Source organism: uncultured Marivita sp., assembly GCF_947488135.1.
Lineage (GTDB): Bacteria > Pseudomonadota > Alphaproteobacteria > Rhodobacterales > Rhodobacteraceae > Marivita.
In genome coordinates this window covers 1-11,165 of sequence record NZ_CANKYW010000022.1, presented here as the reverse complement: position 1 = coordinate 11,165, position 11,165 = coordinate 1, and the positions used below count along the sequence as shown (strand labels likewise).

13 protein-coding genes are annotated in these 11,165 nt (G+C 55.2%); 6 read left to right on the top strand and 7 right to left on the bottom strand.

What is annotated here, in order from left to right; translation table 11 throughout:
* On the top strand, nucleotides 1–831 hold an 831-nt coding region (locus Q1B16_RS22060), incomplete at its 5' end, for a hypothetical protein (RefSeq protein WP_299794512.1).
* A gap of 231 nt (nucleotides 832–1,062) precedes the next feature.
* Here the strand turns inward: Q1B16_RS22060 and Q1B16_RS22055 are convergent.
* The 3 genes from Q1B16_RS22055 to Q1B16_RS22045 form a co-directional block, all read right to left on the bottom strand.
* Entirely contained in the window at nucleotides 1,063–1,830 is a 768-nt protein-coding gene (locus Q1B16_RS22055; protein WP_299794509.1) for a hypothetical protein, read from the bottom strand.
* Between the two features lie 198 nt (nucleotides 1,831–2,028).
* Nucleotides 2,029–2,781, bottom strand: a complete 753-nt coding sequence (locus Q1B16_RS22050; protein WP_299794506.1) for a hypothetical protein — start codon at nucleotides 2,779–2,781, stop codon at nucleotides 2,029–2,031.
* The gene (locus tag Q1B16_RS22045) at nucleotides 2,782–3,810 is read right to left on the bottom strand and encodes a replication initiator protein A (RefSeq protein ID WP_299794503.1); all 1,029 of its coding nucleotides are present in this window, start codon (nucleotides 3,808–3,810) and stop codon (nucleotides 2,782–2,784) included.
* Between the two features lie 802 nt (nucleotides 3,811–4,612).
* On the opposite strand from Q1B16_RS22045, the gene Q1B16_RS22040 reads away from it, so the two are divergent.
* From Q1B16_RS22040 to Q1B16_RS22025, 4 genes are all read left to right on the top strand, one after another.
* Nucleotides 4,613–4,870 (top strand): hypothetical protein, encoded by a 258-nt coding sequence (locus Q1B16_RS22040; protein WP_299794501.1) that lies wholly within the window; start codon nucleotides 4,613–4,615, stop codon nucleotides 4,868–4,870.
* Nucleotides 4,867–5,052, top strand: coding sequence for a hypothetical protein (locus Q1B16_RS22035; protein WP_299794498.1), 186 nt, complete (start codon nucleotides 4,867–4,869; stop codon nucleotides 5,050–5,052). The genes Q1B16_RS22040 and Q1B16_RS22035 overlap by 4 nt, the downstream gene beginning before the upstream one ends.
* Entirely contained in the window at nucleotides 5,049–5,276 is a 228-nt protein-coding gene (locus Q1B16_RS22030; RefSeq protein ID WP_299794494.1) for a hypothetical protein, read from the top strand. Before Q1B16_RS22035 ends, Q1B16_RS22030 begins: the two co-directional genes overlap by 4 nt.
* Nucleotides 5,277–5,564: 288 nt before the next feature.
* Entirely contained in the window at nucleotides 5,565–5,825 is a 261-nt protein-coding gene (locus Q1B16_RS22025) for a hypothetical protein (protein ID WP_299794491.1), read from the top strand.
* A 426-nt stretch (nucleotides 5,826–6,251) separates the two neighbouring features.
* Here the strand turns inward: Q1B16_RS22025 and Q1B16_RS22020 are convergent, their stop codons facing one another.
* The 4 genes from Q1B16_RS22020 to Q1B16_RS22005 form a co-directional block, all read right to left on the bottom strand.
* Nucleotides 6,252–6,704, bottom strand: coding sequence for a hypothetical protein (locus tag Q1B16_RS22020; RefSeq protein WP_299794488.1), 453 nt, complete (start codon nucleotides 6,702–6,704; stop codon nucleotides 6,252–6,254).
* Nucleotides 6,705–7,048: 344 nt separating this feature from the next.
* A complete protein-coding gene (locus Q1B16_RS22015) occupies nucleotides 7,049–8,839 on the bottom strand; it encodes a type IV secretory system conjugative DNA transfer family protein (RefSeq protein WP_299794485.1) in 1,791 nt (596 codons plus the stop codon).
* Nucleotides 8,840–8,881: 42 nt separating this feature from the next.
* Nucleotides 8,882–9,190, bottom strand: coding sequence for a hypothetical protein (locus tag Q1B16_RS22010; protein WP_299794482.1), 309 nt, complete (start codon nucleotides 9,188–9,190; stop codon nucleotides 8,882–8,884).
* Between the two features lie 57 nt (nucleotides 9,191–9,247).
* The gene (locus Q1B16_RS22005; protein WP_299794479.1) at nucleotides 9,248–9,817 is read right to left on the bottom strand and encodes a hypothetical protein; all 570 of its coding nucleotides are present in this window, start codon (nucleotides 9,815–9,817) and stop codon (nucleotides 9,248–9,250) included.
* A gap of 362 nt (nucleotides 9,818–10,179) precedes the next feature.
* Between Q1B16_RS22005 and Q1B16_RS22000 the strand changes: the two genes are divergently transcribed.
* Nucleotides 10,180–11,165 (top strand): MobA/MobL family protein (locus Q1B16_RS22000; protein WP_299794476.1); only part of this gene is annotated, 986 nt, incomplete at its 3' end.

The following is an 11,165-nucleotide window of genomic DNA, read 5'->3' as shown; positions in this document are numbered from 1 at the left end:
GCCATTGTTTCGGGTTCGGGCATCATCGCAACCGCCCGCCGGTTGATACGAGGCCGGCGCGATCGCGAACACCTAGAAGCCCTGCAAACGACGATAGCCGGCACGCAAGCCCGTATGCAGGAAATGCGCGGGAAGCTGGACGCACAGCACCGTGCCGAACGGGAACGCCTTGCCGCCATACAGGCCACCAGAGCACGGCAACAGGCCGAGGGGATGCAGAAGGCCACGGAGCGCAAGGAAGCCGCCCTGAAGGCGAAGCAGGAGGCCGCAGAACGTCAGGCGAAGGAGACAGCCAAGAGGGGTTTCAGCTTGGCGGAGGGCTTGGAGAAGGTCAGGGAGAGCCGTGCCGCATGGAAGAAGAAGCAGGAGGAAAACCGCCAGAAGGCACACGCCAAGGAACAGGCCAAAGAGGCAGGGAACACCCGCGCGCGCCAGAAGGTCGAGAAGGACAGCAAAGCCGCCGCCGATCAAACCCGCCGTTTCAAGTTGCAGGGGCATCGGGAAAAGGCCACGGACAAAATGCGCCACCAGACCCCAGACCCGCGAGTCGTGGCAGAGCGCCAGCAACACCAGCCCCGCAAAGCCCGTTCCAGATGGCAGGCCGACCAAGACCGCAAGGCCGCAGATCGTGCCAACGCTTACCAAGAGCGGGAGGCGGCAGACAAGCGAGCCAAGGCCACAGAGACCGCCGCGAAGATGGAGGCGCTACGGCCAGCCTACGAAGCCAGACAGGAGGAAATCAGGCGCAACCTTGAGAGCATCAAGGGCGAGATCGAGCGGCAAGCAGAGAGCCGCAAGGACAAAGGCAAAGATATGGATTTTGAACCGTAATCAGCTCCAACATTCGGGCGGCAGGTGCAGGCAGGGAATGAACTCGTCAGGCTCAAGGTCACGGAAAAGGGGGTGTTCCCAGAGCGCCGCTTGTTCTTCCAATGTGCGGGGGCGTTGCGCGTCCGCGAAGCTGTAATAAATCTTTGTTTTTCCGTCAGTTAAGATCATTCGACAGTTATGCCACAAGTGCAGAGAATAGGTCAACAATTTTGACCTATAAGACTTATTATGTTAATTTGAGTATGAGGCTATCCTTTCCTCAAGTGCGGCATTGTAACTGGAGAGGTTATCCAGATCGGCGGTGAGCAGCTTTTTTAGGCTTCGTTCGCCATCGCTGTTAGCTGCCCCAAGATTATCAATAACAAAATCAATGGATTTAAGGACTTCGGACATTCGCCAACCATAGACAGGCTCATGATGCGCTAATCTGTTGCGGGTTTGATAAATTGTCTCAAGGTGGGGTGATATGTCAGAGCGTTTCAGTTTCTTGTCAGGGAAGGTTCGTTTTAGGGCGGGCTTCCATAGCGCCTCTTCATAATCAGATGAATACATCTTTTTCCAAAAATACAGTGTTAGTTCAGCAATCACTTTGCCATTAGAAACAGTGATTGCAGACTGCCGTTTTTTAGCCCGCTGGCTATGGCTTAAGTTTGGAGGTCTGCCGTTCGGGAAGGCAATGGCATCGAGCGCATGTTTTTCCGCTTGAGATTTTTTCGCGTACTCTGCCCGCCTTGCGCTTGCGAGAGCCTGCCCGACTTTGTTGTTCTCGATATGCCGCCACTGAAAAGGCGCAGGTGGACGCAGCAACCAGTCAGCAACGCCAAAATGTGCAGATAGGCAGTCACAAACCATGTTTCGCAACGCGATTTCAACGGTTGCCGTGACGGGCATCAGCAGCGTTCCAAGCCGCAGGATATCTTGATGTAAAATAAGTGCAGCTTGTGCGTCCCCAGTGATCGCGACCAGAGGGGCAAGGCGTTCCTGTGACAGCATGGCCATGATGTGTGCTGCATCGTTATCACCCAAATTCACTTGACAAACCCCGCCTGACGGTATAACTTCACACTTGAAAAGTCGGGATTGTGTTGGCAGTCACCTTCGGGCGGACGAACCCCCGACTTAATTAAATTAGGGCGCTCTTCGGAGCGTCCTTTTTCTTTTGTTTGTTCCAAACGGACTTGCCCTTTTTTATGTTAATTAGAACGGGATTTCATCATCCAAGTCTCGCGGACTTTCACCGTAGCCTTGATAACCCTCTGGCTTTTCTTCCGTAATCATTTTTGGGCGGTCAGGCTTTGGCAGTTGCTCAACCTTTTCCGACCTATCCCAGAACAGTTTTTTTATTCTTTCGAGTTGGTCAACAGCAGGCTTGATGTTGCCCCCAGCTTCACCCAGCATTTTACTTAGATCGAGAACACGCCCGAATGCTGCATCAACCGTTGTTAAGTCGCGATCAACTTCGGATTGGAGGGCTGTGATTTTGGTGAAAATCTTGTCTTTTTTATTACCCGCCGCGACTTCCTGATTCACGATCTTACGGATTTTTTCAAGTAATGAGCCAATTTCGGTTTTGTAGGTCGCGGCGATGGCAATGACAGTACCAACGCCGCCGTTTGCGATACGGCTTTTCCGCAGTTTGTAACGCATTGTCGTATATTCTATCTTCGATTTGAATTGCCTGAACTGCTTATAAAATTCTTCGCCTTCAAGCTCAGATATATCCTCTATTTCGGTCTCAAGGCCAAATTCATCAAGGAAAGCCAGAACGGCCATTACGTAAGAACGCTCTGGCGCATAAGAGCCTATGTAATTATCGTTTTGATCTGTCTCATGTTGGCGATCATCGCGCATACTTTTTTCATACGCTGTGCGTATCTGGCTTTCAAATTCAGTGAAAGCCTCTTGACTGTTTGCGGAAAGGCTATCGAGGTTTAGGCCGTCGTCAATCATTTATGGCCTTCCATTTTCGCGCTGCCATGTGTGACAAAATTTCAAAAAGAATGCGTCAGGGTTTAGTGTGTCAGGTTTGCCGATCTTGAACCACCACGCCGCAAAGCAGTCTTTGACATGACCCAAATCCCAGCCTTGAGCAATCTGGCGGGCTTTCTCGTCTATGTCAGGGGACAAGCGAAGTAAGATCAGTTTGGCGTCATGGCTCGGCTTAGGTTTGTCCTTTGGCATTGTGTCGCGGTTGATGATGATTACCTGATCTGTTTCCTCAACAAACTCTAGGAAATAGTCGGGCATATTATCGACTGCGCAGATCTCTTTCAGGCGACTGCGGAACAACTTGAGCGACCCTGTGGAGCCTGATTTCTCAAACAACGTTGTCACGTAAGGTTGCCAGCTTGCTTGTTGTCCACAGTGCTTGCGGGCGATCTCATACAAACGGCGTTCCATGGGCTTTGACAGGCGGAAATAATCGCGGTGAAGTGTCAAAACGTCTTTGTGCTTAATCGCATTAAACACAAAATCAGATAGTTTGATTTCGACCCAGAGAAGCCGCCCGTTCAAGCCTTCCTTTCTGCGAACCGTTCCACCTTCGATCAAACCGAAAGCGTCGAACTGTTCTTCGTCACCCGTCTTAATGTTTGTTCTAATCCGCGTCCCGTCTAGGCGTTCGATTGCGTCGCAGATTGCACTGTAGTCTTTGCCGCCTTCCCCACGCTGCGTAAACTTGAGGAAGTCGCGGCAGTTGATCCGCACTCGTTGTTGCGGCTCTTGTCCCGCCTTCATTGCCGCCATGATCTGGGAGACAGCATAAATCAGAATGTCTTTGTCGTAGATCGTCGCCAGTCCCTTATGGCTCGGCACGATCTTCAACCAGTGTTCGCCCCGTCGATACTCCCGAACCGTCATTACGGGTTTTTTGGAGAGGGAATAGAACGGATGCTCCATAGTGGGCATGAGGTCTTTTAAAGCTGCGTCTGCCACATCACACACGAACAGGTCAGGCTCATCATGCTTGAGAGCCTTCATGTTCGGAGCGGGGGCATCCTCATCGAGGACAGCCCAAAGGTTCGGGGTATCAGAGACCATGCACCATATTCGGGGTAACAGATACCAGCGTCAAGGAAATTTTCGGGGTATCAGATACTGCCTGTGGATAACTTCGCCATGAAGCGGACTTTAGATACCAAGATTCGGGGTATCAGATACTAAGATTCGGGGTATCAGATACCGATTGGACATAATGAGCCGCGTAACACTTTGATATAGCTTGTGGTTTTGGTTTCCATATATCGCTTAACACCCTTATTTAACACATATTTAACACCAAGGACGACAACAGGGCTTTTTCAGCCCCCTACCCTCCCTGCCTCTCACATCGGATTTGCCCCTACATCGTTCGGGGTCTGGGGCAGCGCCCCAGCGTCACCGTAGGTGACTTAGAAAAGTGAGACGATTAAGCCGTCACGTTGTTTTGTTTGATCGAATTACGGGGATTCTGCTAAGATCAAGGCAGGCGGACAGGAGTAACGACCGACCCCGCTTGCAAAAGACGATGCGGGCGGATTTTTCGGAATCCGTCCGTTTTCAGTTGAGGCCACAGAATGACATTTGAACCAAAGCATACGCTTGCAGGGAAACCGCTAGACCTTCCGAGAGACCTAGAAGCCCTCGCCCATATCGAAGCAGAGACGCAAGAAATCATTCTTCGGTCAGTCGCACCACGTCACGTTCAGGGCGTTTGCAGGGCAAGAGATCAATTTTTGCAGACCTTGGCGAACGCCTACTCATGGAAGCACCAGCAGAACGCCAAGGGTAGACGGGGCGAGTTATGAAAAAACGCGCCTTTGCCGACCTTGAGAGCCTAGCCAACGCCCCGAAGCTGGACGAGAAGCCACCCTTTTCCGTGGCGTGGTGGAGAGAGCAACCGCCCGAACCTTTGGCCGCAACCGTCAGGCGGTTTCAGCAGATCGGCCACAGAGAACCGCCAGCCGTGCGCAGATACCTTGAGAAGTACCTACCGCCGCTTGACGTGGCCGAACAGTTCGACGGCGATCTAGCGGCCTTCTGGAAGCGGGCGAAGCGATGAAACCCGCCCTGCCCTACATCGTCAATCAGCTTGAACACTTGGCACGGGAAGCGGCTAGCCACTACCGCGCCTTGTGCCAGATCGAGGGTGAGAACCCGCTACAAGACCCGCACAGCCAACAGGTTTTAGAAGGCTTGCTTGCGGCACGGCGGGAGAGTTTGCGGCAGGCGTGGACACGATGAGCGCCAAGGCTATTTGCGAGATACTGGAACAGCTAGGCCGCAAGGCAACCTGTCAGGCCGCGCATGTGGCACGGGTTCAGCGCAAGACGGGATGCACCGACGAAGAAGCCGCCGCCATGCTGGAAAAGCGGCTTGCGTCCGATCTATTCGGTTTCAATGCCACCAGCGCCCGCGAGATCGTGAGCCGTGACGTTCGGCAGGTGTTGAGAGGAAAGAAAGGCTAAGGGCTTTGCCCTCGCGCGATCAAGGGTAAAGGCTAAAGCCCGTCAGCCGCGTTTTTTTCCCCTTGCCTTGGTCTCTGCTACGCGACGACCAGGGCAATTCCTCGCGGGACAAAAAAACGCGTCTGCCGCCCTTGCTCTTGCTACCCCACTTCTCAGCGAAGCACCGTTCCCTTTGAAATTTCATTTCAAAGAGACGTTGCCGATTGAGGGGCGCTCAATTTCGGGCGCTTTAACGAATTTGAAAGATAGGTTAATTTAATATCTAATTTATTGAAAGGAAAACACATTATGACAAAACCAGCCGCGAAATTCAGAGATGGGCGATTGACGGCCACAATCTGGAAAAACGAAACCACGAAGCAGGACACGGGCGAAATCTCGCAGTTCTACAGCGTGGACATTGTGCGATCTTACAAGGATGCAAACGACCAATGGCAGGAAACGCCCAGCTTTACAGGCGCGGACTTGCTCAAGGTGGCGAACCTATCAACCCAAGCCTACAACTACATTCTGAATTTGAAGGCAGAGAGCCGCCCCGATCATGGGTAAGAAGCGCCTTTCTTGCGATCACGTCCGAACGGTTTACGCGGCCATGTCCCCTAGCGGTATGATAGCCCTTGCGACCGTTCGAGACACGCCCCTAGAGGCGGCAGAGGTCAACGCGAGGTTTAACCCATCGGTGAACGGCCACACGCCACCCATGCAGATCGTGAGCCTTAAAATCGGCTGGAACATCGACGACACGGCGGAGATGCCGCTATGAGATGGTTGAAGCCTTGGGAGCGCCCCCACTACAAGCACCGAGCGCGGCAGTTCAGCAGAGCGAAAGCGCGGGATATTCGGGCGCGAACGGCCGACCGCCACAAGGTCAGGCTTGCCCGAAAGACAAGAACGCAGTTCAACACGATCACCCCCCAGACCTAGAAGCGCGATAGAAGCCCGCACAGAGCGTTTAAGGCTTCCTGCGCCCCTGCCCTACCCGAACAACCGACGAAGCAAGCCGCGGGGCTTTTCTGGTGACGTGGTGGCCTGTTCAGGAGCAGGCAAGAGGCGATCCGCACGGGCTTCCGCACGGTCGAGGCGTTCCCGATAATCTGCAATCTGGTCAAGGAGGCGTTGCCGTTCCTCTGCCGTATCAGCGCGGGAGCGGGCGAGTTCATCGCGCAATGCTTCAAGAGCGACGTGCAAAGGGTTGTTTTCAGGGGTGTTTTCCGTTGTGTTCACCCCCGTTTTAGTTTGTGATCTTTTGCCCCTTTGCGAACGTGTTTCGTTCCAGCGCATCAATTCGGCGGGGTCTATGGAGAAAGAACCATCTTCTAGTTTATCACCAGAAAGAGCGCCAGTTTTCAAGGCTTTGGATACTGTTGCCGTTGAACAAGAGACCGTTTCAGCCGCTTGCCTAAGTGTGAGTTTGTGCGTTTCCGTCATGTTTTCTTGCCTGTTTTAGTTCGTCTTTTTGATAGGCTAACATGAACGAACGCAAACACCTAGCGGTCAGGCTTGTCGAGGCGGGGCTTGTCCACAGGTGTAGAGAGATCGGCAGGAGATCGAGGCGCGGCGGGCTTCACATCATCGAGCGGCGGACGAGCATCCCAAGCCCGCTTGATTTGCTCTTGCGTGAGCGGGGGAGCGCCCTTTCCTTCCGTTCGGTATGTATCCCAGAAGCGACGAAGCCAGCCACGGGAGCGGGGGCGTTCCGTGTCAGGTTCATAGGCCGCAGGGTCGAGGATAGCGGGCAGGTCTTTGCGTTTGTCAGTCATAGGAAACACCTTTCAGAAACGGCACATATCACCCCAGAACAGCCAGTCATTCGGCAGGACGCAGAGCCACATCATAAGGCGCGGCGTAACGCCCAAATCCATGAAGCCGACGACCTCAAGAACGACGATCAGAAACAGCCATGTGAACACGAACCCGAACAGCTTGGAGATTGCCGAGGGTTGCCCGTTGACGGCCAGCGCGGGATTTTGCCCGCCGAGGTATGCCCAGAGGCGAGAGGGCAGGGGATAGCGCCACAGGACGAGCCAGAGCACCACAGAAGCCCCCAGAAGGACGAGAAGGCCAGTCATGCCCCCAGACAGCCACGACAGCAGGAGAAGCCCCAGAACAGCCAGCACAGCGCCAGCACGGAGGACTTGCGACCAGACGAAGCGAACGTGTTTGTTTGCCTGTTCACGAACGCTTTCAGGGCGCAGAGGGTTAGCCCCCGTCATGCGTTCCCATTCAGGCACAGCAAAATAAGGCTTGAGCGCCCCCATGATGGGAGGACAGCGCCCCGAAGGCATCAAAATTTGTTCGTTCGGGGCAAGCCGCATGACCTCATGCGGGCGCATGATCGGGCGGCGTTCGCGAACGACAACCTTGCCCCGTTCGTCAACCTCTATGTGTTCGTAATCGCCCAGAGTGTCGGAGATCATGCGGGCGGTTTCCAGATCGTCAGGCTGGAGGTATTGCTTGACCGCGCAGAGATCGACAATCAGGCGGGCTTGTTCTTGGCCGTAAATCTCGTTCAGTTGTCGGATGCTTTGCAGGGTCAGGACAGCCCGCAAACCAGCTTCGCGCAGTTCGGCCAAAAAGCGCGTCATAGGGAAGTGGCCGAGGTTGCCCATTTCCTCGATCATGAGCAAAATCGGATGCGTGTAACCGCCCCGCGCTATGGCTTCGGCACATAGTGACATGACCAGCGAGAACCATTGTTTGTTGTCAGCGCGACGGCCAGAGGGGCAGACCACATAAACTGTCAGCTTTTCCCGCTTGAGATCGTCAGGGTTGAAGCCGTTCTTTTCGACATGCTGGCCTAGTGGCTTGTCAGGGTCATAGATACCAACCGCGCCCGTGATCGTGCCGAGAACCGCCGACCATTGGCGATCAGCCGCCATATGCGAAAGGATGTTCTTCGCGCCTGCCGAGAGATCGGGAGAGGGCAGGGCGACCATATCCATACACAGTTTTTGCCAATCGTCTTGGACGCCGTGAACGAGCCTATAGAGCGCCGTCAGGGTGCAGTCATGGGAGGACGAGAAGGCGAGGAACGTCATCACGTCAGCCAGAACGCGAGCGCCAGCATCGTTGAAGAAGTTGTCACGGTTGCCCGCAGGGGAGGGGCATAGCAGTTTGGCGATCATCGAGGCGTTATCTTTGACCGCCCCAACACCGCTTGCAGGGTCAAGGAGCGACAGAGGATTGAAGCCCGAATCCTCATAATCAACGCCGACCTTATCCCGCAGTTCGTCGCGCCACGGGTTGAGATACACGACGCGGTTGCCGAGGGCTTTGCGCCGTTCGTCGGTTTGCGCGGTTAGCGTTCCCTTGGGGTCAGTCACAACGACCGAACCCGCCTCATAGGTCAGCAGGGTAGGGATAACGAGTTTCGTGGTTTTGCCGACTTCGGGCTTGCCGAAGATGATGGAAGCACCTTCCCCGTTGTAGCTTAGGCGGCGACCTGTCAGGCGACCGCGCCCCAGATACACGCCCCCCTTTTTGAAGAAGCCAGCGCGGGCAATGTCCGAAGCATCGGCAAAGCGACCTTCCCGACCGCCTAGCATATTGTCGAAATATCCCATGTAACGAACCCCCCATGAGGATGGGAAAGAAATCCTAGCCCGTTAGTCTGGCGGGCTGGCGAGAGGCGGGAGGCCGAGCAGTTCCCTATCATCTTGGCGGGTGATGGCCTTTGAGAGCAGGGCGAGAAAATCCTTGCCCCATTCCGCGTTTTTTTCGGCATGTTCGAGCGCCACAGCCCCCGCAATGATTTTGCGGCGGGTGTCGATTTTCCGTTCCTTTTCGGCCAGCTTGGCTTGCGTGGATTTTATCTGGTTGCTGATCTGGTCTAGTTGCTTGTCAAACTTCTCGCGCTTGGCCTCTTTTTCGGCCTTGAGAGCGGCAAGTTTTTCTTCTGGGGTCATGCGTGGCATGGGGTGTTTCCTCTGTTTAGTTCGACCGTTCAGACTATCATAATCGACGCGCCAGCGTCACTTTTTCGGGGGAGGCAAGAGCCGCCGCGAGACAGCCGAGGGGAGAGCACGGCGCAGGTTTAACCAGCGTCTTTTCCGCTTGGCCTCTCGATCAATCCACGCTTGCGAGCGTATCCATGCGAAGGCGACTTTTGCCTGATAGCCCGCCGCCTCATCGGGAGGGATTGAAAATTCCTCGATCATGAAGCGGAGCAATTCGGGATTGTGCAGTTCGTTGACGAAGTGCTTTTCAGGATAGCGCACCTTGAGCGCGGCCAGTTCGTCGGACGTGTAGCGCACGAAATCCCCGCTTGACGTGAACCAGCGCCGCCCGCCCCATAATTTCTTATCATCAATCGGCATCTGCATCCCCGCAGGGTGAAGCCAGCCTTTGACCGCATGATAAGCGTAATGCGAGAGGACATAGGCCGTTTCCATCTTGCGCCGCAGTCCGAAAATGTAGCGTTCGGAGCGTGTGACTCGGAACACGTCGCGGAACTCGTATTCCTTGCGCGGTATGAGATCGGGCAGGGGGTCTTGCCGATCACGCGGGCGACCGTGTTGCCCTATATGGTTGAGTGGTTGCATGGTCGAAACCTTGAAAAAATTGCGGAAAAACCGTTATTATTGAAATCTTGCGCTCACGGGGGGCGCTACAAGAAGGCGATGACTTATAGTTTACTGAGAAGGCGGCAGAGGAATGGTGATAATCCCGAATGAATATGAAGGGCGCAATTACACATTTTCTGCGAAAATGTTTGCGGCATGGGTCAACCCCTGCACCCCGAAGCCCCCACAAGTGAGGGCTGGACACTCCAAAGCCGTTAGGGCTTCCCACTCTTTCGCCGTGGGGGGCGACGCTTCCCGCTTGGGGGTCTGTTGCTGACATGGCGGGTTCGCGGCCACGTTTTCAGATAGCCAGCCGAAGCACAGGCCGTTCCGTTTGTGCAATGGCCGCCTATCGTGCCGCCGCTGACATCGAGTGCGAGACCTACGGAAAGACCCACACCTACGCGAAGCGGGGCGGGGTTCTTCATTCCGAGATCATCGCCCCCGACCACGCGCCAGACTGGGCGCACGACCGCGAAGCCCTTTGGAACGCCGTGGAGCAATCCGAAATGACGAAGGCGGGCGGCATGAAGGTTCGTGCCAGACTTGCCCGCGAGATCGTCGTTCCGCTTGCCCATGAACTCGATCTTGAGACCAACCGCGAAGCCCTGCGCGAGTGGGTGCAAGCCGAGTTTGTCAGCCGTGGCATGATTGCCGATGTGAACATTCACGCGCCCGACCCGAAGGGCGACGAGCGGAATATTCACGCCCACGTCATGTTGACCATGCGGGAAATCACGCCCGAAGGGTTCAGCGCGTCGAAGATGGGCGCGGCACGGGATTGGAACAATGCCGAGTTGATAACCGACAGCGTGAGCGCGTGGCAGATCATCCAGAACCGCGAACTTGAGAGGGCGGGCTTGGCCGTTCGCGTGGATTTTTCCAGCTTCGAGAGCCGAGGCATTGACCGCGAGCCAGAGCAACACGAAGGCGTTGCGGCCACGGCCATGAAGCGGAAAAACAAGGAAACCCGCATCGGGCAGGAGAACGAAGCCCGCCGAGATCGGAACGCCGAGCGGGCAAGCCTGCACATGAAGGCATTGCACCAGATCGTGCAGGCCGAGGAAGAACGCCAGAAATTCGCCGCATGGGTTGAGAGCAAGGAAGCCAACCTTGCAACGTACCAGCACAAGACCATGAGCCAGTTAGAGCGCGAACAGGTCACGGAGGCGATTAGGTTTGAGGACAGGGTTCAAGAGGTTTATGCGCCGAGCCTCAAAACCGTTCAGGCCGAAGCCGAGCGCATGGAGGCCATTGTTTCGGGTTCGGGCATCATCGCAACCGCCCGCCGGTTGATACGAGGCCGGCGCGATCGCGAACACCTAGA